This is a genomic window from Micromonospora trifolii (assembly GCF_050516465.1).
In the GTDB taxonomy this organism is placed as follows: domain Bacteria; phylum Actinomycetota; class Actinomycetes; order Mycobacteriales; family Micromonosporaceae; genus Micromonospora; species Micromonospora trifolii.
Window position 1 is genome coordinate 4,035,712 of record NZ_CP191526.1, and the last position, 23,767, is coordinate 4,059,478.

At 71.1% G+C, this 23,767-nt stretch carries 24 protein-coding genes; 10 read left to right on the forward strand and 14 right to left on the reverse strand.

Going from position 1 to position 23,767, the window contains the following annotated elements:
• Positions 1–237 precede the first annotated feature (237 nt).
• Positions 238–1,677 (forward strand): pyridoxal-dependent decarboxylase, encoded by a 1,440-nt coding sequence (locus tag ACQRWP_RS18625; protein ID WP_430496450.1) that lies wholly within the window; start codon positions 238–240, stop codon positions 1,675–1,677.
• Between the two features lie 374 nt (positions 1,678–2,051).
• Here ACQRWP_RS18625 and ACQRWP_RS18630 read toward each other — a convergent pair whose 3' ends face one another.
• Positions 2,052–3,035, reverse strand: a complete 984-nt coding sequence (locus ACQRWP_RS18630; protein ID WP_430503223.1) for a sulfite exporter TauE/SafE family protein — start codon at positions 3,033–3,035, stop codon at positions 2,052–2,054.
• Between the two features lie 199 nt (positions 3,036–3,234).
• On the reverse strand, positions 3,235–3,699 hold the full coding sequence (locus ACQRWP_RS18635; protein ID WP_091407884.1) for an RrF2 family transcriptional regulator: 465 nt from the start codon (positions 3,697–3,699) through the stop codon (positions 3,235–3,237).
• A gap of 279 nt (positions 3,700–3,978) precedes the next feature.
• Between ACQRWP_RS18635 and ACQRWP_RS18640 the strand changes: the two genes are divergently transcribed.
• Positions 3,979–4,647, forward strand: a complete 669-nt coding sequence (locus ACQRWP_RS18640; protein WP_238680214.1) for a YceI family protein — start codon at positions 3,979–3,981, stop codon at positions 4,645–4,647.
• 69 nt (positions 4,648–4,716) lie between these two features.
• On the opposite strand, the gene ACQRWP_RS18645 is transcribed toward ACQRWP_RS18640, so the two are convergent.
• From ACQRWP_RS18645 to ACQRWP_RS18660, 4 genes are all read right to left on the reverse strand, one after another.
• Complete coding sequence (locus ACQRWP_RS18645) at positions 4,717–5,601, reverse strand: acyl-CoA thioesterase (protein ID WP_354945246.1); 885 nt, start codon at positions 5,599–5,601, stop codon at positions 4,717–4,719.
• A complete protein-coding gene (gene pyk / locus ACQRWP_RS18650; RefSeq protein WP_430496453.1) occupies positions 5,598–7,046 on the reverse strand; it encodes a pyruvate kinase in 1,449 nt (482 codons plus the stop codon). The genes ACQRWP_RS18645 and pyk overlap by 4 nt, the downstream gene beginning before the upstream one ends.
• Positions 7,047–7,280: 234 nt before the next feature.
• Positions 7,281–8,663 (reverse strand): FAD-binding oxidoreductase, encoded by a 1,383-nt coding sequence (locus tag ACQRWP_RS18655; RefSeq protein WP_430496455.1) that lies wholly within the window; start codon positions 8,661–8,663, stop codon positions 7,281–7,283.
• Positions 8,664–8,795: 132 nt separating this feature from the next.
• Positions 8,796–9,158: a YciI family protein gene (locus ACQRWP_RS18660; protein ID WP_430496457.1), complete on the reverse strand. Its 363-nt coding sequence runs from the start codon at positions 9,156–9,158 to the stop codon at positions 8,796–8,798.
• Positions 9,159–9,400: 242 nt separating this feature from the next.
• Between ACQRWP_RS18660 and ACQRWP_RS18665 the strand changes: the two genes are divergently transcribed.
• Positions 9,401–10,273, forward strand: coding sequence for an aldo/keto reductase (locus ACQRWP_RS18665; RefSeq protein WP_430496459.1), 873 nt, complete (start codon positions 9,401–9,403; stop codon positions 10,271–10,273).
• Positions 10,274–10,297: 24 nt separating this feature from the next.
• Here the strand turns inward: ACQRWP_RS18665 and ACQRWP_RS18670 are convergent, their stop codons facing one another.
• The 3 genes from ACQRWP_RS18670 to ACQRWP_RS18680 all read right to left on the reverse strand — a co-directional run bounded on the left by ACQRWP_RS18670 (position 10,298) and on the right by ACQRWP_RS18680 (position 13,917).
• A complete protein-coding gene (locus ACQRWP_RS18670) occupies positions 10,298–10,723 on the reverse strand; it encodes an effector-associated constant component EACC1 (protein WP_430496461.1) in 426 nt (141 codons plus the stop codon).
• A 14-nt stretch (positions 10,724–10,737) separates the two neighbouring features.
• Positions 10,738–12,948: a M48 family metalloprotease gene (locus ACQRWP_RS18675; RefSeq protein WP_430496463.1), complete on the reverse strand. Its 2,211-nt coding sequence runs from the start codon at positions 12,946–12,948 to the stop codon at positions 10,738–10,740.
• A 174-nt stretch (positions 12,949–13,122) separates the two neighbouring features.
• On the reverse strand, positions 13,123–13,917 hold the full coding sequence (locus tag ACQRWP_RS18680) for an esterase/lipase family protein (RefSeq protein WP_430496465.1): 795 nt from the start codon (positions 13,915–13,917) through the stop codon (positions 13,123–13,125).
• A gap of 204 nt (positions 13,918–14,121) precedes the next feature.
• Here ACQRWP_RS18680 and ACQRWP_RS18685 point away from each other — a divergent pair, with 204 nt between their 5' ends.
• Entirely contained in the window at positions 14,122–15,480 is a 1,359-nt protein-coding gene (locus ACQRWP_RS18685) for a pentapeptide repeat-containing protein (protein ID WP_430496467.1), read from the forward strand.
• 41 nt (positions 15,481–15,521) lie between these two features.
• Here the strand turns inward: ACQRWP_RS18685 and ACQRWP_RS18690 are convergent, their stop codons facing one another.
• Positions 15,522–16,103, reverse strand: coding sequence for a TetR/AcrR family transcriptional regulator (locus tag ACQRWP_RS18690; protein WP_430496468.1), 582 nt, complete (start codon positions 16,101–16,103; stop codon positions 15,522–15,524).
• A 221-nt stretch (positions 16,104–16,324) separates the two neighbouring features.
• On the opposite strand from ACQRWP_RS18690, the gene ACQRWP_RS18695 reads away from it, so the two are divergent.
• The 5 genes from ACQRWP_RS18695 (at position 16,325) to ACQRWP_RS18715 (ending at position 20,847) form a co-directional block, all read left to right on the forward strand.
• On the forward strand, positions 16,325–17,791 hold the full coding sequence (locus ACQRWP_RS18695; protein WP_430496470.1) for an MFS transporter: 1,467 nt from the start codon (positions 16,325–16,327) through the stop codon (positions 17,789–17,791).
• Positions 17,792–17,897: 106 nt separating this feature from the next.
• Positions 17,898–18,884: an SEC-C metal-binding domain-containing protein gene (locus tag ACQRWP_RS18700; protein WP_430496472.1), complete on the forward strand. Its 987-nt coding sequence runs from the start codon at positions 17,898–17,900 to the stop codon at positions 18,882–18,884.
• Positions 18,885–19,034: 150 nt separating this feature from the next.
• Positions 19,035–19,829, forward strand: a complete 795-nt coding sequence (locus tag ACQRWP_RS18705) for a hypothetical protein (RefSeq protein ID WP_430496473.1) — start codon at positions 19,035–19,037, stop codon at positions 19,827–19,829.
• 83 nt (positions 19,830–19,912) lie between these two features.
• Positions 19,913–20,368 carry a nitroreductase family deazaflavin-dependent oxidoreductase gene (locus ACQRWP_RS18710; RefSeq protein WP_430496475.1) on the forward strand — a complete coding sequence of 152 codons (456 nt, stop codon included), beginning with the start codon at positions 19,913–19,915 and terminating at the stop codon, positions 20,366–20,368.
• Positions 20,369–20,436: 68 nt separating this feature from the next.
• The gene (locus ACQRWP_RS18715; protein ID WP_430496477.1) at positions 20,437–20,847 is read left to right on the forward strand and encodes a hypothetical protein; all 411 of its coding nucleotides are present in this window, start codon (positions 20,437–20,439) and stop codon (positions 20,845–20,847) included.
• A gap of 146 nt (positions 20,848–20,993) precedes the next feature.
• Here ACQRWP_RS18715 and ACQRWP_RS18720 read toward each other — a convergent pair whose 3' ends face one another.
• The 3 genes from ACQRWP_RS18720 to ACQRWP_RS18730 form a co-directional block, all read right to left on the reverse strand.
• Positions 20,994–21,443 carry a hypothetical protein gene (locus ACQRWP_RS18720; RefSeq protein ID WP_430496478.1) on the reverse strand — a complete coding sequence of 150 codons (450 nt, stop codon included), beginning with the start codon at positions 21,441–21,443 and terminating at the stop codon, positions 20,994–20,996.
• A 306-nt stretch (positions 21,444–21,749) separates the two neighbouring features.
• Entirely contained in the window at positions 21,750–22,013 is a 264-nt protein-coding gene (locus tag ACQRWP_RS18725; RefSeq protein ID WP_030489032.1) for a DUF6244 family protein, read from the reverse strand.
• Between the two features lie 266 nt (positions 22,014–22,279).
• A complete protein-coding gene (locus ACQRWP_RS18730) occupies positions 22,280–22,525 on the reverse strand; it encodes a winged helix-turn-helix domain-containing protein (protein ID WP_430496481.1) in 246 nt (81 codons plus the stop codon).
• 134 nt (positions 22,526–22,659) lie between these two features.
• Here ACQRWP_RS18730 and ACQRWP_RS18735 point away from each other — a divergent pair, with 134 nt between their 5' ends.
• On the forward strand, positions 22,660–22,830 hold the full coding sequence (locus ACQRWP_RS18735; protein WP_430496483.1) for a hypothetical protein: 171 nt from the start codon (positions 22,660–22,662) through the stop codon (positions 22,828–22,830).
• Between the two features lie 135 nt (positions 22,831–22,965).
• Here the strand turns inward: ACQRWP_RS18735 and ACQRWP_RS18740 are convergent, their stop codons facing one another.
• The gene (locus ACQRWP_RS18740; protein ID WP_430496484.1) at positions 22,966–23,607 is read right to left on the reverse strand and encodes a hypothetical protein; all 642 of its coding nucleotides are present in this window, start codon (positions 23,605–23,607) and stop codon (positions 22,966–22,968) included.
• Positions 23,608–23,767 lie beyond the last annotated feature (160 nt).

The window sequence follows — 23,767 nt, forward strand, 5'->3', positions numbered from 1 at the left end:
GGGGATCCGGTGATGATCGCTACGACCCACCGGCCCTGCCCGGGAAGCACAGTGGACCGAACCCACCACGACGGCGGCGGACGGCGATCTGATCGGGGTGAAACGCCCTGGAACTCACGGATCCGACTCCCCGCGCATCGTAAGGCAAGCGCTTTCCGCCACGCAACATCGACCATCGTCGCTTGACTGCGGGTCCCACTCTTGCCTCGGTGATCGATGCCTGATCAACTCGTCCGGGTGAGCGCTCACCACATGGACCCCGCCGAATTCCGTCGCGCCGGCCACGCCGTCGTCGACTGGATCGCCGACTACTGGGCGACAGTGGAACAACGACCGGTCGCCCCGGCCGACCCCCCGGGCACCGTGGCCGCCGCCCTGCCCAGCGAGCCGCCCACCACCGGCGGCGAACCGGTCGAGGCGATCCTCACCGACCTGGACTCGATCGTCGTACCGGGGCTGACCCACTGGCAGCACCCGGGCTTCTTCGGCTACTTCCCCGGCAACACCTCCGGCCCGAGCGTGCTCGGCGACCTGGTCAGCTCCGGGCTCGGCGTCCAGGGCATGCTGTGGGCCTCCAGCCCGGCCTGCACCGAGCTGGAGACGGTGATGATGGACTGGCTGGCCCATCTGCTGGACCTGCCACAGCGGTTCCGCTCCACCGGGGCTGGCGGTGGGGTCATCCAGGACTCGGCGTCCTCTGCGACGCTGGTGGCCACCCTGGCCGCACTGCACCGGGTCAGCGGCGGCCGCTGGCGGCACACCGGCATCGACCGGCGCTACCGCGCCTACACCTCCATCCACGGACACTCGTCCATCGAGAAGGCGGTACGGATCGCCGGGCTGGGCAGCGACGGAATCCGGACGATCGACGTTGACCCGGACACCCAGGCGATGCTGCCGGACGCGCTGCGGGCCGCCATCGAAGCCGACCTGGCCGCCGGTGACGTACCGGCCATCGTGGTAGCGACCATCGGCACCACCTCCACCACCGCCGTCGACCCACTGCCGGAGATCGGGGCCATCTGCGCCGAGTACGGGATCTGGCTGCACGTGGACGCCGCGTACGCGGGCGCCGCCGCCGTCTGCCCCGAGTTGCGGTGGACGCACGCCGGCCTGGAGTACGCCGATTCCTACTGCTTCGACCCGCACAAGTGGCTGCTCACCGGCTTCGACTGCGACGCGTTCTGGGTGGCCGACCGGGCCGAACTGATCGAGGCGCTGACCGTACTGCCGGAGTTCCTCCGCAACGCGGCCTCCGAATCCGGCGCGGTGATCGACTACCGGGACTGGCAGGTGCCGCTGGGCCGGCGGTTCCGGTCCCTCAAGCTGTGGTTCGTGCTGCGCTGGTACGGCGCCGAAGGGCTGCGGGCGCACATCCGCTCCGGGGTGGCGCTGGCCGAACGGTTCGCCGAGCGGGTCCGCACCGACGACCGGTTCGAGGTGGCCGCGGCGCACCCGTTCTCACTGGTCTGCTTCCGACTGCGCGCCGACGACGACACCAACGCGGCGATGCTGGCCTCGGCGAACGCCACCGGACGGGTGCACCTCACGCACACCCGGGTCGCCGGCCGCTACACGCTCCGACTGGCGGTCGGCTCACCCCAGACCACCGAAGCGCACATCGACGAAGCCTGGACCCTGCTCTCCGAGGCAGCCAACACCCTGCTCACCCCCTAACCCGCCGTCGCCCCGCCCGCTCCCCGCACCCCCGCACCCCCGCGCCCTCGCGCCCTCGCGCCCTCGCGCCCTCGCACCCTCGCACCCTCGCACCCTCGCGCCCTCGCGCCCCCGCGCCCCGCGCAACTTCCCCGATGTTGCTGCCTCCGACACGCGAGAGCCAGCAACATCCCTGATATTGCGCGGATCTTGACGACGAACACCGCCCCCGGAGAGACCGGGACCCAGGCTCGGGCGCCCACGGCCGCCAAGATCGCGCTCAAACCAGGATGTAGTGGCCACGAAACGCCAGGAAGCCACTACAACCAGGATGTTGCGCGATCTTGGTGATTCAACCTCGGCGATGACGATGTTGACCGGCGGGCGGGCGGGGTTCAGCGCGGGGTGGGCGTACCCGTTGCGGCCAGATCGGCCGGGACCTCGTCGGCGGAGGCAGCGTCGGAGGCCTTGGCGGGCACGGCCGCGGCTGCGGGTGAAGCGCTCGCGGCTTCGGCGCGGGCGCGGCGGGTACGGCGTAGGGCGCGCACGGCCAACACCAGGGCGGCCAGCCAGCCGGCGGCCAGCAGGGCGTACAGGGCGGGCCGGGCCGGACCGTCCAGTTCGGCCGAACGCATCAGGGTGCGGGCGTTGGTCAGCACGATCACGCCGCCGACTGCCGCGCCGAGCAGTTGGGCGGGCACGATTCGCACCAGCCAGGCGGCCAGCGGGGCGGCGATGAGCCCACCGATGAGCAGTGCGGCGACGGTGGGGAGCAGGAATCCCTCCGAGCCCAGCCCGATCAGGAAGCCGATGCTGGCCGCGCCGGCCACGACGAACTCGGCGGTGTCCACGGAGCCGATCACCTTGCGGGGCTCCATGCGGCCGGAGACCAGCAGCGCGGGGGTGGCCACCGGGCCCCATCCGCCGCCGCCGGTCGCGTCGACGAAGCCGGCGACCAGGCCCAGGGGGCCGAGGAAACGACCGCGGAGCCGTCGGCCGATCCGGTCGGTGCGCAGTGGTCGGGCGAAGCGGATCAGGAGGTACGCGCCGAGCGTGAAGAGAATGCTGGCCATCCACGGTGCGGCGGCCTCGGTGGAGATCGAGCTGAGCAGCGTGGCGCCGGCGAAGGCGCCGATCGCGCCGGGCAGGGCGATGCGGGTCACCACCCGCCAGTCGACGTTGCCGAACCGCCAGTGCGCGACTCCGGCGGCGAGCGTGGTGCCGATCTCGGCCAGGTGCACCGAGGCCGAGGCGGCGGCCGGGGCGACCCCGGCGACCAGCAGCAGAGTGGACGAGGTCAAGCCGTACGCCATGCCGAGCGAACCATCGATCAGTTGCGCGACGAGCCCGACCAGAGCGAGGACCAACAGCTTGCGCACGAGCGCCCCCAGACTTTTCGGCATCTCCTATCGACTTGGTCGACAATGCGGGATGGGGCAGTCAGGGTCAAGCCCCCGATCGGTGGATGGGACGCGCCCGGTCAGTGCCCGGGGCGCGAGGCCGAAAGGCTAGCCGGCGTGCAGACCCAGGCGAAGAAGGCAGCGACCAGGTGACATGAAGCTGGAGGCGAGCCGGCGCTCAGATCCAGGCGCGTGGGTCGGCGGCCAGCTCGGTGACCCGCGCGGGCAGCGTGCCGGCGGCCACGTCGGCCACGCTGACCAGTTCGAGGATCTCCCGCTCGCTTGCCCGTAGCGCGATCCAGACCTCCTGGAGGGCGTGCGCCGGGCCGTGGTAGCCGAGCTGCTCGGGGCGCTGCCCACGTACGTGGGCGAGGGGCCCGTCGATCACCCGGATGACCTCGGCGAGGGAGATCTCCTCGGCGGGGCGGGCCAGCCAGTAGCCGCCCTCCGGGCCGCGCTGGGCGTGCACGATGCCGCCCCGGCGCAGCTGGAGAAGGATGCTCTCCAGGAACTTCGGCGGGATCTCCTGGGCGCGGGCGATCTGGTCGGCCGTGACCGGCCGGCCGCGCCCGGGGCCGCTGGCCGTCGCGGCAAGCTCGGCGGCCGCGCGGAGGGCATAGTCGACCCGGGCGGAGAGGCGCATGTCGGCAAGGTTAGTCGCTGGTCAACCGGGCGGGCGGGCGACCCTCGGCCGATCGGGCACGCATCGATGGAAAGTAGCGCCGCTGGCGCGCGTCCAGGACCGATGAACGGCCCCCGGTAGGGACCGGTGAAGTACGTCATGATCCACCGTACGGTGGCGGCCGAAATGCCGGTCCGGAGCGTCCCTATGCTGGGCGGGAGTACGAATGTCTGGCCGTTTACCCGGCCGCCAGCAACATATTGATAAACACCCGGGTGTGCTCGGGGGGAAGGCAACACGATGACCGATATCGCCACACGCACCTGGGACGGCATGACCATCCCGGTGGCCGGCACCTATCTTCTCGATCAGGCGCACAAGCGGATCGGTTTCCTGTCCCGGCACATGATGGTGAGCCCGGTGCGCGGCGAGTTCGCCGAGGCGACGGCGCAGATCTTCGTGGCGGAGGACCCGCTGCTCTCCTCGGTGACGGCCACCATCATGTCGGCCAGCATCACCACCGGGAGTGCTGATCGGGACACGCATCTGAAGAGTGCCGACTTCCTCGATGTGGAGCGTTTTCCCACTCTCGAATATCGAAGCACCGGTATCAAATGGCAGGGCAACGAGGACCCCATATTCCAGTGGGCGCGCCTGCGCAACCACCGGTTGGGCGGACGAGGCCGGAGTCACATTGTTCCGCCGCAGTCCGACGGCATTCCCGGACGATTCGTGCTCACCGGTGAGTTGACAGTGAAGGGGATCACCCGGGCCGTCGACCTGGAGGTGAATTTTGGTGGTGCTCGTCAGGATCCGTACGGGCAGAACATCTTCGGATTCAGCGCGACGGCCGAGATGAACCGTGAGGACTACGGCCTGCTCTGGAATGTCGTCCTGGAGAGCGGCGGGGTGCTGGTCGGCAAGACGGTGCAGATCGAGATCGCCGGCGAGGCCATCTACCAGGCCTGAACCACATCATCCCCGCCAGTTGCCTGGCGGGGATGAGCGACAACTACCCGGCGGGGATGAGCGACAGCGTCAGGCGCCGACGCGGCGCAGCAGACCCTCCTGGACGGCGCTGGCGATCTGCCGGCCGTCCGTGGTGAACATCCGGCCGGTGGCCAGCCCACGCGCGCCGGACGCCGACGGGCTCAGGCAGTCGTAGAGGAACCACTCGTCGGCCCGGAACGGCCGGTGGAACCAGAGCGCGTGATCCAGGCTCGCGCCGACCAACCCGCCCGGCCCCCACACCTCGCCGTGCGCGGAGAGCACCGAGTCCAGCAGGGTGAGGTCCGAGGCGTAGGTGAGCGCGCAGGCGTGCAGCAGGGGGTCGTCGGGCAGTTTGCCGTCGATGCGCATCCAGACCCGCTGGTGCGGGTCGGCGGGCCGGTCGCCGGGGCGGACCCAGCCGGGCTCACCCACGTAGCGCACGTCGATCGGTCGTGGGATCTGACCCCAGATGCCCAGCCGCTCGGGGTAGCGGGAGAGCCGGTCGGTCATCGTCGGCACGTCCTGCGGCGGGGGCACGTCCAGCGGGGACGTGGCCTGGTGGTCCAGGCCCTCCTCGGCCCGCTGGAACGACGCCGACATGAAGAAGATCGGCTTGTCGTGCTGGAGGGCGACCGCGCGGCGGACCGAGAAGGACCGGCCGTCGCGGATGTTCTCCACCTGGTACACGATCGGCTCAACCGGGTCGCCGGGGCGGACGAAGTAGCCGTGCAGCGAGTGCACGAACCGCTCCGGGTCGACGGTGCGGCCGGCGGCGACCAGGGCCTGACCCGCGACCTGGCCGCCGTACACCCGTTGTGGGCCGACCGGGGGGCTCATCCCCCGGAAGGTCATCTCCCCGGTCGGGTCGAGGTCGAGCACTTCCAGCAGCTGGTCAACCGCCGCCTGGCCGACCGCGACCCGACCGTCGCTCACTGCAGGGCCCGCGCCGACGCGGCGTCGACCAGCGAGCCGAGCTGGTGTACGCGCAGCGTGTTGGTCGAGCCGGGGGTGCCGGGCGGGCTACCCGCGACGATCACCACGTAGTCACCGGGGTTGGCCCGGTCGAGGCCGAGCAGCGCCTGGTCGACCTGGCGGAACATGTCGTCGGTGTGCTGCACGAACGGCATCAGGAAGGTCTCCACGCCCCAGGTGAGGGCGAGCTGGTCGCGCACCTCGGGGACCGGCGTGAAGGCCAGCAGCGGCAGGTCGCAGTGCAGGCGCGACAGCCGTCGCACGGTGTCGCCGGTCTGCGAGAACGCGACGAGCGCCTTGGCGTTGATGGCCCGGGCGATCGACGAGGCGGCGACGGTGAGGGCGCCACCGTGGGTACGCGGGTCGTGCTGCAACCGCGGCACCCCGATGGAACCGGCCTCGGTGGTCGTCACGATCTTGGCCATGGTGCTGACGGTGAGCACCGGATACTTGCCGACGCTGGTCTCGCCGGAGAGCATCACCGCGTCGGCGCCGTCGAGCACCGCGTTGGCGACGTCGGAGGCCTCCGCCCGGGTGGGGCGGGAATTCTCGATCATGGAGTCGAGCATCTGGGTGGCCACGATGACGGGCTTGGCGTTCTCCCGGCACAGCTGCACAGCGCGCTTCTGCACCAGCGGGACCTCGTCCAGCGGCATCTCGACACCGAGGTCACCGCGCGCGACCATGACACCGTCGAAGGCCAGCACGATGGCCTCCAGGTGCTCCACCGCCTCCGGCTTCTCGACCTTGGCGAGCACCGGGCGGAACACGCCCTCCTCGGCCATGATGTTGTGGACGAGCTTGATGTCCTCGGCCGAGCGGACGAAGGAGAGCGCGACCAGGTCGACACCGAGACCCAGGGAGAAACGCAGGTCCTCGGCGTCCTTGTCCGACATGGCGGGCACGCTGACCGCCACGTTGGGCAGCGACACGCCCTTGTTGTTGGAGACCGGCCCGCCCTCGGTGACGAGGCAGCGGATGTCGTTGCCGGTGACGTCGGTGACCTCGACGGCGACCCGACCGTCGTCGATCAGCAGCCGGTCACCGGGCTTCACCTCATAGGGCAGCTTGGTGTAGGTGCAGGAGACCCGCTCCTTGGTGCCGATGACGTCGTCGCCGGTGATCACGACCGAGTCGCCGGTACGCCACTCGTGCGGGCCGTCGGCGAACTTGCCGAGCCGGATCTTGGGGCCCTGCAGGTCGGCGAGGACGGCCACCGGCTTACCTGCTGCCTCCGACGCCTCCCGGACCAGTCGGTAGACCGCCTCGTGGTCGGCGTGGCTGCCGTGGCTGAAGTTGAGCCTCGCCACGTTCATGCCGGCCTCGACAAGACCCCGGATGCGCTCCGGGGACGAGGTGGCGGGACCCAGAGTGCAGACGATCTTTACGCGGCGTGTCACGCCCATCAGGCTAGTCTCTCCTTCAGGTCGGACTCGTGGCCGACCCCTTGCAGGCAGCGGAACAGGTGTCCAACGACGCGCGGCGCGCGTCGGGCCGGCGGGCGAAACCGCACCGGGAACGTTGTGGCGACGGGCATCAGCGACCGCGCGCCGGGAATCGTACGCCTCTGTTGGCGTGCGCTGTCGGGGTGCTCCCGGCGGCGGCTCACTGCGGGTGCTCCGAGGGCGGCGGGCGGCGGGTCATTCCGGGTGCCCGGAGGGCGGCAGGGTGGGCACCGCGTGCAGCAGGTCGCGGGGGTCGTAGCGGCGCTTGGCGTGGCGCAGCCGCGCCCAGTTCGCGCCGTAGGCGAGCCGGACCCGGTCGGTCTCCTCCGGGGCGAGCAGGTTGGGGTAACCACCGGGCAGGGCGTGCGGGGCGAGTGCCGTGGAGGTCCGCTCGGCCCACTCGCGGTGCGGGACGGCCTGGTCGCCGGGCGCCCACACCGCGATGATCTCGGCCATCAGGTGGTTGGTGCGCAACCCGAACGCCGTGTCGGCGGGGCGGACCCGGGTGGCCGCGCCGTGGAAGTGGTGCACGGCCAGCGCGGAGAACCGCGAGGTGACCTGCCGGGCGGCGTCGACGAGCGTGTCCACGGTGTCGTCGGTGAGCGCTGGCAACCACCGGGTCCGCAGCAGGTAGTGGTTGCCGTCGACCATCCCGCCGTCGAACATCCGCAGCGCGTCCGCGTACGGCATCGGGCCGATCTGGTCGACCAGCGGGCTGCCCAGCGCGCGCAGCCGGTCCAGCCACGGCGCCCCGGCGGCCAGGTCCGGGCCGCTGTAGAACGGGCAGACGAAGATCACCGGTTCACCGGCCGGGCCGGGCAGGAAGCCGGCCATCACGGTCAGCTCGTCCGGGGCCTCGGCGACCAGCTCGCCGTAGCCGCGCAGTACGGCCGGCGCCTCGGCGAGCGCGAACATGATCATGCCGGCCAGCACGCCGGGCAGCCGGTGCGCGCGGAAGCGCAGCTCGGTGACGATGCCGAGGTTCCCACCGCCGCCGCGCAGCGCCCAGTACAGCTCGGCGTCGTGCCGGGGGTCGGCGGTGACCCGGCGGCCGTCGGCGAGAACCACCTCCGCGCCGAGCAGGCTGTCCAGGGCCAGACCGAACCGGCCGCACAGCGGTCCGTACCCGCCGGCGAGGGTGAGGCCGGCCATCCCCACCGCGTCGACCACACCGGTGGGGACCACCAGGTCGTACGGGCGGGCGGCGGCGAGCAGCTCGGCCGCCGTGGCGCCGCCGCCGATGGTCACCGTGGCCGCTTCCGGGTCGACCCGCACGGCGCGCAGCCAGGTCAGGTCGAGCACCAGAGCGCCGTCGCGCAGCGCCCGGCCGGCCCAGTCGTGCCCTCCGGAGCGGACCGAGAGGGGCAGGTGGCACCGGGTGGCGACGCGGACCGCCTCGGCCACCTCGTCGGCGTCCTGGCACTGGGCTACCAGCGCGGGCGTGCGCGCCACCGCGCCGTTCCAGAGTCGGGTGGTGACGGCGTAACCGGGATCGCCCGGCTCGTGCAGCCGGTCGCCGAGCAGGGCACGCAGTCGGGCGGTGGCCGACGCGACATCGGGGGTGGCGGCGGAGATCATGGCGACTCCTCGACCGGGGCCGACCCACGACACCGGGTACGCCCCGGCGGCGGCCCGCGCTGGGCGCGACCGTAGCACCGGCAGGCGGGCGAGCGCCGTCGTCATCACGACAGCCACCGATGGACCGGAGGCTCAGCTGCCCGCCTTGACCAGCGGGAACTCCAGGGAACCGGCCGGGCAGAGGAAGGTCAGCACCTCCACCCGGTAGAGCCCGGCCTGCACCGCCGGGTCTGCCTCCAGCACGCTGCGGACGTCGTCGACGCTGCCGGTGCGGGCCAGCCCGAAGCCGATCGGCGGATCCGGCTCGCGCGCCGGCCCGTCCACTGAGCCGGCGACCAGGACGATGCCGCTTCGCTGCAACGCCTGCATGTGTTCGGCGTGCTCGGCCTGCAACCGCTGCACGGTCTCCGCGGGCAGGGCCCGCCCGGCCGCGCCGGGGTAGATCACGATGCACTCGTACGTGTCGAGCGCGAAGTTGACCTGCGGCACTCCCATGGGTGCTCCCTCCGCCGTCGCGCCGGAACGCACCGGCTCCGGCCAGCGTCGCACGGACACCCCGGTCGTACCGGGCGCTTCCCGGCAACTCGGCTCGGCGCGCTGACGGCGTGTCCGCGCCCACAGTCGGCCGACCGGCGGCATGGCGGCGGAGTTCCGGGGGATGATCCATCGGTGGCGGGTGGGCTCTTCACGCCCGCGCTGTCCACGCCCGCCACGACGAGACGATTGGGGATCGGGCAATGGCGACAAATATCAGTGAGCAGCCCGCGAAGGCGTCCGGCACGTACCGGATCGGTGGCGACGTCACCGTCAACCGACTCGGCTACGGGGCCATGCAGATCACCGGCCCGGGTGTCTGGGGTGACCCGAAGGACCCGGCCGAGGCGGTTCGTGTGCTGCGCCGTGCGGTCGAGCTGGGCGTGACGTTCATCGACACCGCCGACTCGTACGGGCCGTTCGTCTCGGAGTTGCTGATCCGGGAGGCGCTGCACCCGTACGCCGATGACCTGGTGATCGCGACCAAGGCCGGGCTGAGCCGCTCCGGCCCCGGCGACTGGCGGGCGCTGGGCCGCCCGGAGTACCTGCGCCAGCAGTGTGAGCTGAGCCTGCGTCACCTCGGCCTGGACAGCATCCCGCTGTACCAGCTGCACCGGATCGACCCGAAGGTGCCGCTCGCCGACCAGCTCGGTGAGCTGGCGCTGCTGCGGGAGGAAGGCAAGATCCAGCACATCGGGCTGTCCGAGGTGAGCGTCGCGCAGATCGAGGAATCCCGGGCGATCACCACGATCGCGTCCGTGCAGAACCTGTACAACCTCGCCAACCGCAGCGCAGAGGACGTGCTGGAGTACTGCGAGCGCAACGACCTCGCGTTCATCCCGTGGTTCCCGATCGCGACCGGTGAGCTGGCCCGCCCGGGCGGCCCGCTGGACGCCATCTCCACCGCGCACGGCGCGTCGCCCGCGCAACTCGCGCTGGCCTGGCTGCTGCGCCGCTCGCCGGTGATGCTGCCGATCCCCGGCACGTCCTCGGTGGCGCACCTGGAGGAGAACGTGAGCGCGGCCGACGTGCGGCTCACCGACGACGAGTTCGAGTCGCTCGCCAAGGCGAGCTGACACACCGGTCCGGACGCCGTCGGGTCAGCCGGCGGCGTCCGAACCCGGACTCCCGAGCGCCGACGGTCCGTCCGGACCGGGCTCCCGGGCGGCCCGCAGCGCCTCGGTCGCCTGGGCCAGCAGCCGAGCGGAGTCGGTCCGCCCGCTCACCTGCAACTCCACTTCGGTGTCCCCGGTCTGGATCCGGATGCTGGCCTCGGTGCGCTGCTGGTCGACCCAGGACTGCAACAGGTTGAACAGCCCGGGAAGCAGCCCCTGGGCCAGCACCGCGATGATCACCGCGTCGCTGAAGCCCGGCCGGCCCCCGCCGCCGCCGGAAGGGCGGACCACCGGCCGGTACTCGGGGCGGCGGTGGATCCAGGTCAGCAGGTCGACCGACGGTGGCTGGCGCTGCCGGGGATTGATGGTCAGCCGGACGGGCAGCCGGGCTGCGGCGTCGCTGTCGGTCACGGTCGGTCTCCCGGTCAGTTGGTGGCGGGTCGGAAGGCGACGTTGTCCCCGTCGGCGGTGGCGACGCCCGCGACGGTGAACGCGTCCTCGTCCTTGAACGGTGAGCTGGTGCCGAAGTAGGTGGTGGTGCCGCTGACCTCGACCATGCCCTGGGTCTGGGACGGGGTGGAGACCTGGGCGCTGGCCGGGCCGGTGAGTTCGACGGCGAGCTTCGGGTACTCCAGGATCTTCCAGGTTACTTTCTGGGGCGAGCTGGATCCGCTGTAGTAGCTGAACGGGCAGCCCGGCGGGTTGGTCACCGTCTGCTTGGCGCACTCGTCCAACCAGGCTCGTACCCGCGCCTCGACGGCCTCGATCGCCGCAGGCTTGAGCACCGGAGCCAGTTGCAGGACGGCGGCGGTCTCCCCCGGGCCCACCAGCACTGTCGCGCTCGGCGTCTCGCTGAGGGCGCTGGACGGGCCGGTCGCGGTGTAGCCGCCGGGCAACAGCACCACTGGCGGGCCCTCGGTGGCCACTGGCAGCTCGACCCCGTTGAGCCGTACTCCCGGGTCGGCGATCGCGGCGTTGAGCGGGGTCGGCCCGCCGCTCAACCGCCAGCCGTGGAACAGCCCGGCGGTGGTCTCGTTCTCGCGGCGCAGGGTGAGGGTGGCGGTTTCCCGCGCGTCACCCAGCCGGTACGCCACAGTGGCGGTGGCGCTGTCGCCCTCGCGCTCCAACGAGCTGATCTCGACGTCGGTCGGTGGTTGGTAGCCCTTGCCGCGCAGCAGTTGGGCGAGCAGCTTGGTGTCGGTGTCGCTGCCCTGGTCGGTCAGGTAGCCGAGCGCGGCGTCGCTGTCCCGGTCGGCGAGCGCGGCGAAGTAGCCGTCAATCGCCGCCTGGGGGCGGAAGAACGCCCACTGCACCACGCCGAGCCCGCTGGTGCCGAGGCAGGCGACCAGGGTGAGGGCGCCGACCAGCAGCCAGGTGCGGCGGGTGCCGACCGGGCCGGCGGAGTTGAACAACCGGTCGACGGTGACGGGTTCGGTTGCGCCGGCGGGCGCGCCGGCCAGCGACGCCCGCTCCAGCGCGTCGAGCCGCAGCTCGTGCGGCGGGTGGGTGGCGCAGACCGCCTCGTCCCAGCCGCTGCGCCCGGTCTCGAAGGACAGCCGCCGTTCCAGGATGCGCCGCAGCCCGTCGACGTGCCCGGTGAGCACCGCGCCGAGGTCGGCCCGGTACTCGGCGGCCCGCACGTCGCGGGCGTGCAGCGGCAGCACCACGTACCGCATGGTGAGCAGCACCGGCCAGAAGAACACGAAGACCACGAAGTTGGTGCCCGGGTGCGGGAACGTCCGCATCAGCCAGGTCGGCAGGGCGTGCGCGAGGGTCAGCGGCAGGCCGACGCCGCGGACGAAGGCGCTGGTGATCTCGTCCCCGGTGCGCCAGTGCACCAGCTCGTGGCTGAGCAGCGCGGCCACCTCGTCGTCCGGTTCGGTCAGCACGGCGGTGGTGACCACCACGTGCCGGGCGTAGGTGCGGGCGTTGCTCAGGACCGGGTCGTCCTCCATGAGCAGCCGGGGCACGCTGGGCAGGCCGAGCCGTCGGGCGCAGTCGTCGAGCACGGGGCGCAGCCGCTCGTACTCGCGGCGGCTGGGCTGGCGCGCACCCGAGACGACCAGCAGACGTGGTTCGAGCAGCACCCGGTAGAGCGTGTAGAGGACCCCGATCAGCGCCGCCGCGATGACCGTGCCGATCAGGCCGGTGAGCAGCGCGAACGGTTCGTCGGCGACGCCCAGCCAGGGCAGCGCCAGCACGACGAGGAAGCCGACGAGGAAGCCGATGGCGAAGCCGGCCACGCCGCCGAGCAACCCGCCGGAGCGGGTCAGGAACGCCTCGATCAGGGAGCCGATCAGCGGGGCGTCGCGCAGCGCCTGGGGCACCTGGTCGTCGGCGCCCGACCCGATGGCGAAGAGCCCGGCGACGCCGAACAGGAGACCGCCCCAGAACGCCAGGAGCAGCGCGACCGGCAGGTAGAACCAGGTGGCGACGAACGCGCCGAGCACGCCGCGCCAGTCCCGCAGGATCCCGGCGCGCAGCCAGACCAGCGCGCTGGGGTAGCCCGGTGGGCGGTCGGCGAACCCGCCGGTGGGCGGCGGGGTGTCGGCCGACGGCGGTTGGGCGGCCCGGACGTCGAGCTGCGGCACGGTCGGCGGGGTGTTCTCCGGCGGCACGGTGGGCGGCTCGGTCATGAGCGCTGCTCCTTCTCGGAGGATGGCGTCCACTGTCGGGAATGGACAGCCGGAGCAGGCTATCGAGGACATCCAATGTCTGCCATACCGTTTCGCGGGATCGTCGCGCACCCGACACTCACCGTCGCGGGTCCGGTGCGGCGGTCCCCTCCGGGACCGCCGCATCGGAGCGGGTCAGAGCGCGAGGCAGTTGGGTCGCACCGGGCCGTCGACGAGGGCGCCACGCACGATGGTGTACGCCGTGCCGTCGAGCACCAGACCGAGGTGCCCCACCACCCGCAGCGGGCAGTACGCCTGGATCAGCACGTTCGTCGCACCGTCGTTGACGGCGGCGTTTCCGGTCGGCCGGACCAACTCGTCCTGCAAGGTGCGGATGGTGGTGTAGCGCACCGCGCCCGGGGTGTCGTCGCCGGCGTTGAGGTCGGCGAGGAACGCCGAGCCGATGGTCATCTGTTGGCAGGCCACGACGCCGGCGCAGCTGCCCAGGCCCAGGAACGCCACGATGTTGGCCACGTACGTGCCGTACTGCGGTGTGCCCAGGCTGACGTACCGGTCGACGGTGGTGGTGCCGCCGAGCCGCTTGAGGTAGTACCGGCTGACCAGACCCCCTTCGGAGTGGGCGACGACGTCCACGGCCGCCGCGCCGGTGCTGGCGCGTACCTGGTTGACGTAGCCGGCGAACGCGCGGGCCGAGGTGGGGATGTCGCCGAGGCCCAGCCCGGGCAGTTGGTAGATGAAGGTGCGGTAGCCGTCGGCGCGCAGGCGGGCGGCGATCGGCTCGTACGCGACGGCGACGCCGCTGAGCCCACCGACCACGATGACGGGGTTGGCCGCCGCGGCGGCGAGGGGTGTCGTGGGGGCGGCGGTGGCCGGGGCGGGATCGGCGGGGGCGGCGGTCGCCGTGGCGGAGGACGCGAGCAGCGCGGCGGTGGCGAGGGCCAGGACGAGGGCGGTCTTTCGGAGCAGCATCGCTGCACCTCCGGGGGGAGGCACCCGGCGAACCGGGCAGGTGGGTGGGGGTGTCCGGTCGACCGTGCGACGATCATGCCCGTAACAATTCAGAAACGTCAATGACTTGTTACGCACCGGTAACCCGTTGTTCCGGCGGAGGCGTAAACGGTCATACCGTCACGCTCCATATCGGACACCGATGGTGACTGGCATGCTGTGGCCGTGGCTGTCGACGAACCCACCGAGCGCGAGCTGCGGGTGATGCCGTGGTGGCTGGTCCTGGTCGGCCTGCTGGTCGCCATCGCCCTGGGCTGGCTGGTGCTGGACCTGCTGCTCACCGAGGCCGACCGGGCCAGCCAACCGGACACCCGCGCCACGCTGCGCATCGACGCGATCCGCACCGGCCTGACAGTCGTCGCCGGCACCGGCGGAGGGCTCGCGCTGCTGCTCGCCGCCCGCCGCCAGTGGATCACCGAACGCGCGCAGCGGCACCAGGAGAGCGTCGCCACACGGGACCAGGTGCACCGCGACCGGGTGCAGGCGCACGCCGAGGCGGTGGCCGAGGCCGCGCAGCGCCACCAGGACCGGCAGTCCGGGGCCGCCGAGCACGACGCGGCGGAGCGTCGACTGACCGAGCTCTACACCAGGGCGGTCGAACTGCTCGGCAACGACAGCGCGGCGGTACGCCTCGGCGGCCTGCACGCGCTGGAGCGCCTCGGTCAGGACAACCCGGGGCAGCGCCCGACGATCGCGGCGGTGCTCTGCGCGTACCTGCGAATGCCGGCGCCGGACGGCGAGCCGCGCGAGACGGAGGTCCGGCGCAGCGCGCAGCGCGTGCTCACCCGGCACCTGCGCGCGGACGACGCGACCCACTGGCCGGAGCTGAGGCTCGACCTGACCGGCGCCACGCTCGTCGACTTCGACGCCGCCGGCTGCACGCTCGTCGACGCGAACTTCACCGGTGCCGTGTTCACCGGCACGACCACCTTCGCGGGCGCGATGGCGCGGGGGCTGCTCCTGCTCAGGGCGGCGACCTTCGACGACGTGGTCTTCGAGGGGCTCGCAGCCGAGGGCGAGGTCATGCTGGACGGCGTTCGCGTCGGCGGTCTGGCCAGCTTCGACGGCGCCGCCTTTCCCGGCGGCCTGTCCTGTCGGCGAGCCAGTTTCGCCGGCCCGACTTCATTTCGCCGGGTGACCTTCGGTCAGCCGACCAGCTTCGACGCGACCCGCTTCGAGGACGCCGCGACGTTCCGGGAGGCAGTCTTCGACGGCGCCCTGTCGATGGAGCACACCGAGTTCGGCCGGTCGGCCGGCTTCCACTCGGCCCGTTTCACGAACATGGCGCTGTTCCGCTGGACGGTGTTCGGCGCGGAGGCGCTGTTCGACGGAGCCCGATTTCTCGACGCCGCGAACTTCGGCCGGGCCCGGTTCCACAGCATGGCCAGCTTCCGCGACACGCAGTTCAGCCGGCCGCCGCAGGTCGAGCAGGCCCGGGCGGTGGCCGACCCGGGTCACCGCTGGCCGGCGGGCACGACTGTGGAACGCCTCGACGACGAGTGGCTGCTGCTGGTCGACCGCTGACCGGTCGGGCGGGAGTCAGCACGACGCGGCCGGGTGGGCCGTCAGCGCGACGCGGCTGGCGGGCGCAGGCCGTCCAGGGCCACGTTGAGCACCCGGTCGCGCTGCTCGGGTGACGGGAACTGGGCCATGGTGAGGCCGCTGATCAGCCGCACCACGTCGTCGAAGCCGATGTCGTCACGGACCACGCCGGCGGCCTGCGCGCGACGCATCAGCGGCTCACCGGCGGAGAAGATCTCCGCCCGGCAGCTGGTGAAGATCTCGGAGTCGTGCAGCAACTGCTCGGCGAGCGCCCGCTTGGTGGCGACGTACGCGACGAAGCGGTGCAGCCAGGCGACCAGCGCGTCCCAGGGTGGCAGCTCGGCCAGGCCCTCGGCGGAGTGGCACAGCGCCCGGACCTCCTCGACGTAGACGGCCTCGAACAGGTGCCGGCGGGTCGGGAAGTTGCGGTAGAGCGTGCCGATGCCCACGCCGGCCCGGCGGGCCACGTCCTCCAGGGAGGCGGCGGCGCCGTTCTCGGCGAACGCCTCACGCGCCGCCGTGATCAGGGCGTCGTAGTTACGCCGCGCGTCGGCCCGCTTGGGCCGCTGGGCGAAGACCTCGGGCGCCTGCCCCGCGCTGGTCATGACGTGCGTCACCTCACCCTGGTTGCATCCGGAGGGAACCCTCCGCTAGCTTAGTGGAGGCACCCCTCCGGAATCCCGGAGGCCTGCCTCCGGTTACTCTACCTCGGGACCCGCCCGATCGCCGCCTGGCCACCCCGATCGCCCGGACCCCGACAGACCTCCCGTCACAGACGACGGGCGACAAGCCTTCATTCCCGTACGTAATCAGGGAGTTTTCTCTCGTGGCAGTGACCTCCCGACGCAGCTCGCGTCGGCTCACCTTCACCGTGCTCGCGGCCGGCGCCGGGTTCTTCGCGATGCTCCAGTCGCTGATCACCCCGGTGCTGCCGACCATCCAGCAGGACCTGCACACCTCCCAGAACACCGTGACCTGGGTCCTGACCGCCTACCTGCTCAGCGCGTCGATCTTCACGCCGATCCTCGGACGCGTCGGCGACATGGTCGGCAAGGAGCGGATGCTTGTCGTCTCGCTCGCCGCCCTCGCCCTCGGCTGCCTGCTGGCCGCCATCGCGCCGAACATCGGCGTCCTCATCCTCGCCCGGGTCGTCCAGGGCATCGGCGGAGCGGTCTTCCCGCTGTCGTTCGGCATCATCCGTGACGAGTTCCCGGCCGCGCGGGTCTCCACCGCCGTGGCCGCCATCTCGGCGATCGTCGCCGTCGGCGGTGGCCTGGGTATCGTGCTGGCCGGTCCGATCGTCAGCACGCTGGACTATCGCTGGCTGTTCTGGATCCCGATGGTCGTGGTCGGGCTGACCGCCGTGGCCGCGCACCTGTTCGTGCCCGAGTCACCGGTCCGAACCCCCGGTCGCATCGACTGGCGCGCCACACTGCTGCTCTCCGGCTGGCTGGTCGCGTTGCTGCTGCCGATCAGCCAGGGCGCCACCTGGGGCTGGACCTCTCCCCGGGTGCTCGGTCTGCTGGCGCTGGCCGTGGTGCTGCTGGCCGGCTGGCTGGTCACCGAACTGCGGTCGAAGAATCCGCTGATCGACATGCGGATGATGCGCCTGCCCGGCGTCTGGACCACCAACCTGGTCGCCCTGCTCTACGGCGCGTCGATGTTCTCCGTGTACGCGTTCCTCCCGCAGTTCCTGCAGACCCCGACCGCCGCCGGCTACGGCTTCGGGGCGAGCATCAGCCAGGCCGGTCTGCTCATGCTCCCGATGGTCAGCGCGATGTTCGTCGCCGGCATCATCGCCGGGCGACTCCAGGCCGTCTTCAGCGCCAAGGCGCAGCTCGCCACCGGCGCCACGTTCAACGTGGCCGCCTCCGCGATGCTCGCCACCGCGCACGACACCCGCTGGGAGGTCGCCATCGCCGGTGGCCTGGTCGGCCTCGGCATCGGCCTGGCCTTCGCGTCGATGGCCAACCTGATCGTCGCCAGCGTGCCCGCCAGCCAGACCGGCGTGGCGACCGGCATGAACGCCAACATCCGCACCATCGGCGGCGCGATCGGCGCCGCAGTGGTCAGCGGCGTGATCACCGCCAACCCGCAGGCCAACGGCCTGCCCCGGGAGGCCGGATTCACGATGGGGTTTCTCGTCCTCACGGCGATCGCCCTTGCCGCCGCGCTCGCGGCCCTCGCCGTCCCGTCCGCCCGGCGGGCGTCGGCCGGTCGCCGGCCGTCCGCCGCGACGATCGTCGAGTCGGAGCTAGCCGGCGAGTTCGCCACCATGCCGGCGACCCGCTGAGGGAACGTGTCGCAGCCCGGGCGGTTCGCCGCCCGGGCTGCTCCATGTCCAGGAGTACGCTGACCGCTTCCCCCGCCCACCGACCGTCGTCTTTCAGGATGCGCCCATGTCCGAGTTGCTGACCGCCGACCGCATCGACGAGATCGGCGCCCTGGGCCTCAAGAGCCCCGACCCGGCCGCGTTCGTCGCCGAACTGGTGGGCGCCGTCGACGAAGGGCGGGTCGCGGACCCCGACGACACCGGGTACGCCCTGCTGGTGGCCGCGGACATCCTGGAACAGGCCGGTGACCTGGCCGACGCGCTCGCCCTGGCCACCCGCGCCATCGCCGAGCAGCCGGACGACAACGCGTACGCCCGAGCGGTGCGCGGCGGTCTGCTGCTGCGCCTCGACCGCTCGGACGAGGGCATGGCCGAGCTGACCGCCCTGCGTCCGCTGCTGGAGACCGACCCCGCGGCCACGTACCTGATCGACGAGTTGGCCGAGTCCGACCACATCGACACGGCGGTGGAATGGCTCACCGGGGCACTGGACGCCATCCTGGAACGGACCCGCGCCCAGCAGCACGAGTCCGAGGACGCCCAGGACGAGGCCGCGGCCATGATCTACGGCCTGGCCCAACGGCGGCACGACCTGCGCGAAGAGCAGGGCCTACCCCACGACGAGTACGACAACCTCGCCGACCGGCTGCGCGCCGCGAGCACCCACGCGCTCGACGCCCTCGACGACGGCCCGGCGACGCTGCTGTTCTGGCCGCAGGCGGAGTTCACCGCGCTGCTGCTGCGCTGGCCCACCCTCGTCGAGAGCTACCCCGCCACCTGGGACGAGCACCGCGCCCAGATCGAACGCGCCCTCGTCGACGCTTCCGGAATGGGCGGCGTCGACCTGGGCGTGGTCGTCGGCACGGTCGCCGACCTGGCCGCCTTCGCCGAACGCACCGGCAGCGACCCCACCAGCGAGGAAACCCTCGACGAGTACGCCGACAGCCTCGACGAGGCGGGCGTGACAGCCTGGCCGCCCGGCCGCAACGACACCTGCTGGTGCGGGTCCGGCGCCAAGTACAAGAAGTGCTGCCTGCCGCGCTCGCGCGGCTGACCGTTCCCGCGCTTTGCCCCGCCTGCGACCATCGACCTGTCTGCAGCTGTCGCTATCGGTCGGAGTTCTTAGATGTGGGGCTTGGGCGACGTCGTCGGTGCGTGGTTCGCGGGTAGGCCCACGGAAAGTCTGGAGCTTCTAGGTCTGAGCATGATCTTCTGGGGTCGCCTGGGTAAGTCGATGCTCTACCTGGCCGGCCTCACCGTCGTTCTGGATCTACCCGACCCGAAGAAGCTGCGACAGCGGGGAGCAGCAGCCGTTGAGCACGCCGGCAGGCCGTGGGGCCGAATGCGGCGCAAGCGCCAGCTTCGTCGGCTACTGAAGCTTCAGGTCGACATTCGCTGCCACATCGTACGGATAATCGCGACGGCCAAGACCGGGCAGGCCACCGCATACGTGCGTCTTGTCAGGAAGCCTCCGGATGCCGTTCCCGTGGGCCTCAACATGGCACTTGCCACCTACCGCGATTTCCACAGTCAGGTCATGGCCACGATTCCCGATGCGCACAGCTGCGGGACGCGGCACGAGATCGATGTGTGTCTGCAACAGCAGGCTTACGCGCGGCGCCGGGTCGACGCACTGATCGCCAGCCAACTACCGGCGGACGAACAGGACCTGATTCGGGACATGGAGCGCTCCGAGAGTGACCGGCTCGACGCGCTCGGCGTGCTCGTCGCGCTCGTCGGCATCTTCGTCTTCATAGGCGGCCTCACGAGGTGGGGGCCGTTCTGGTCCTGCGCCGGGCTGGTGCTCAGCGTGGCTGCCACGGTCATCCCCGTCCCGAGAGTACGTCTGCTGGCGGCAGCGGCGCACTACCGCGTCTGGGGCGCTCTGCTGTCCGGTTACGGCCGACTGCTCGACCAGGCTCGGCCGCTGCACCTCCTCCGGTGGGTGGCGGCCGGACTCTTCGCCATCGGTGGCATGTTCGACCTGCTGGCCTCCTGACGACGGTCGATGCACCTGCCGGAATGTGGGCCGGGCCGCGCGGAGGCATCAGCGTCGCTAGGCTCCAGTACGGAGGTGGGCCCGTGACCGCGAAAGAGCAGCACGAGACGGTCGAGGACAGCCCGGTCGGCTGGGTCGCCAGCCACATCCGGCGCTACGTGCGGACCGACGGCGCGGACGGGGGCACCTTCCACGGCGTACCGTCGCTGCTGCTCACCACCCGCGGACGCCGATCGGGCAAGCTGCGCCGCACCGCCCTGATGTACGGGCGCGACGGCGACAACTACCTGCTGGTGGCGTCCAACGGCGGTGCGGTCAAGCACCCCGCCTGGTACCTGAACCTGAGCGCCGACCCGGCCGTCGAGATCCAGGTCGGCGCGGAACGGATCGTCTGCCGGGCCCGGACCGCGACCGGTGCGGAGCGCGTCCGGCTGTGGCCGGTGATGACGAAGGTCTTCCCGACGTACGCTCGCTACGCCAAGGAGACCGACCGCGAAATCCCGGTCGTCGTCATCGAACGCGAACCCGCCGTCGATTGATGCCTCTCACTGCCGGAGAGGGCTAGGGTGACCGCAGGTAAGCACCCACTCCGGCAAGGAGGACCGTCGTGCGCCGCATCATCACCACCATCGCACTGCTCGGGCTGTCACTCTCCGTCATGCTTGCGCCAACGCCGGCGAGCGCGGCAAGCACCGTCGAAGTCACGTCCGCGACCCTGGTCGCGCGCGGCGTCGCCGTGGACATCACCCTCACCGTGACCTGCCCAGCCGGCCTGTCCGGCGCGACCGAGCTGATCGTCCGGCAGCGGTCGGGCAACCGGGTCGCCTACGCAGGCGGTTGGGCGCCTCTCAACAGCTGCACCGGCGAGCCGCAAGCCGTGACCGGGCGAGCGTGGGTGGAGGGCGGCGGGCTGGTCCTGCACAAGGGTGTCGCGCTGATCAGCGGCGGGTTCGAACTGTGCAACCAGGACGTCTGCGACTACCCGAACTTCGAGCAGACGTTCCGCATCACCCGCTGAGCAAGCGGCCGAGCCATCGCCGCACGCTCGTTGACGGGGGCGTTTGATGATCAGGTGATGGGTAGTAGGTCAGAACCGTCCCTGACACCTACTTCTTGTCACCTGATCACTGGCGCCGTCCCGGGTGATCGGATCAGGCACGCCCGTCACCCGGCCGCCTCAATAGCAGCCTCCACCTTGTCCAGGTAGTTGAACCACCACTCCCCCTCGTCGGGCTGAGAGGCTGTGGCGAGGAGGTTGGCCGCTACCACGAACACCGCACTCACGCCGCCCGCAGAGTTCGTGACTCGTGGCGGATTGCCCGTAGTCACGGCGACCAGGATGGCTTGCACGTCGTCTGCGGAGACCTCAGCCCATCGTTCCTGATGAGCGATGTTGTGCGAGAGCTCGTTTATTTCGTGGGTCGAAGGCAGTCCATCATGGACCTCAAACAGAACGGCGGCGTTCACGGCCAGCGTCAGTTCCACTGCCTTCGTCAACGTCTCCTGACTGGCGCTCAAGGCGTCCAGGGAGCTGTCGAACCTGTCGGAATCACGGTGCACAGCAGCATCCAGGACAGCTCTGACCAGAGCCTCTACCTGCTCATTGATCTTCACGGCCCGGCCCTCCGTCTCGGTGCTTCGCTCTCCACGCTCTAAAAGATCCGGCTGCGGCAGCAGCAGCCAGCAGAGTACCTGCAACCGCCTTGACGGTCGTCGGCAAGAATTCCTGGAAGCTTGCGTACGCCGCAGCCGTGGCCGAGGTCCACCACCCGATCGACTCGCTGCTGAGATGCTGGCGGCGCGGTGCCGGCGGCGCTGCCTGGTTCCGGTTCGCGCTATCGAGTCGTCGAGGGACCGCAGACCTGATGACTGGTTTCACCACCGCGGGTGGTTGGTGGATTGCGCTGCCACCACCCGTGGTCAGTTTCCCAGCGCTCGGACCTTGGCGATCGTCTCCTGCACATGCTGCTTGGCCGGGTCGCCACCCTGGGACGCCTGCGCGAGCGCCTGGCGGTACGAGTCGATCATGCCGACCAGCGGGCCCGCGGCTACGCCTTCCAGCGCACCGGCGACGAGTGCCCGCGCCTCGGCCGCGTCCTGTGCTGCCGCTGCGGTCTTGGCCTTCGCCTCGTCCAGCTTCTGCGACGCCGCCGCCAACCTCGCGATGATCTGTGCTGCGCTCACGCGCACCTCCCCGTGGTCGACCATCGACTCCGCCACCGCACCGCCAGAGACCACATGGGAGCGTACGAGATCCGCGCACCCAGCGCGACCGGCCGCTCGCTCCCCCGTCACTTCGCGGCAGTGATCGCCCAAGCGAACGACTCTGACGGAGTTTGCCCAGCGGATGCCGACCGAGTCCGGATGTCACTCTAGATCTCGGACAGTTTCCGTTACGAGCTAACGGAAACTGTCCAAGATCTAGAGTGATGCCACGAGACTGGGTTGGTTCAGCGCTCGGCGACGAACACGCCTATACCGCTGACGCCTTCCACCAAGGCCTCGATCTTGAGCGCGTTGATGGCCTGACGATCGACGATGGCCGAGACGTCGTGCTGACGGCACAGCTCAGAGGTCGAGGGCAGCTTGTCGCCCGGCGCAACTTCACCGGCCTTGATCTCAACGCGGACGCCGTCGGCGATCTGCGCCCACTTCGCTTCGGCGGGCATTGGTGTCTCGCAGGTCCGCCCTGCCATTCGAGGCAGGATCGCGCGCCGGTGATCCGATTCGTGGCCTCCGCCCGGGAACGCTACGACGCGACCGGGCGCGACGTCGACCAGGTGCGCTGGCCGAGGCGTTGGTGTGGGCGGCGCTCGGCGAACGTCCGCCCGTGCCCCACGACGCGGCGGCGATCGTCGCGCGGACGGTGCTGCTGCTCGGCCTGCTCGAAGACGAGGGTCTCACCGACCGCGAACTCAACAAAGTCCTCGTGGCCGACGGCACGGAGCACGGCGCCGATCCCCAGCAGGCAGGCGCACCAGTCGAGTCCGACCGGCGCTAAGCCAGCCCAAGATCGACACGAGATTGCTGAAGTCGGGGTATCCCGCTGGCACGGATACCCCGACTTCCATGAAACCGAGTGGATCATGCCCGCCGGCGGGCCGGGACGGGCTGCCGGAACAGGCAAGGCAGCGGACTACGGCGACGGCGGGCCGTTCTGGGCCCGGGTGATCAGGTCGTGCAACGGCTTGGTGCCGCTGCCGACCATCACACCGGTCACGACGGCGTCGACCCAGACTGCCACCCCGTTCCAGTCGGCTCCGGCGACCGCGTGCAGAACGTAGAACCCGCCGGCGCTGGACGCCACGGTGGCCAACCCGCTGGCGAGACCCCACGCGACGATGGTGCGGTTCGCCTTCGCCCGCGCGACCTTGGCGGTGGCCACGGCGACCGCCTCACGGTCAGCATCGGTGGGGCCGCCGACCCGGCTGGTCACGTCGGTCACCGTCCGGGACAGCGCGGCCTCGGCGGCGCGTCCCGGCAGCCACCGTGAGAACGGTTCCAGGATCCGCTCGACCGCTGCGGCGAAGACCAACAGGGTGAGGAAGACGCCAGTGGTGTCCTCGGGCTGGATCTTCGCCGCGGAGGCGCCGCTGCGCCAGATCGCCCAGCCGCCGACCGCGCCGACGGCGATCAGCCCGAAACCGGCGACCACCGCGCCCGCGCCTGCCTGCTGCGATGCGGCGACGACCGACAGCCCCGGCCCCTGCTCGGAGCGAGGCGTCGCCGCACCGGCGTTGACCGGCGGCGAAACGGCAACCCCGCCCCCTGTCGACATCGGCTCAACCTGGGTGGACGTCTGTCCCTGCAATTCCCTGACCAACCTTTCGACCTGTCGCTCGCGAGACGTCGAGGCGTGATGATCCAGACCCTCGGCAAGCGGGTTGCGCACCGACTGCGCTCGGGGCGCGAGACTACGGCACCGAGACGAACACAGT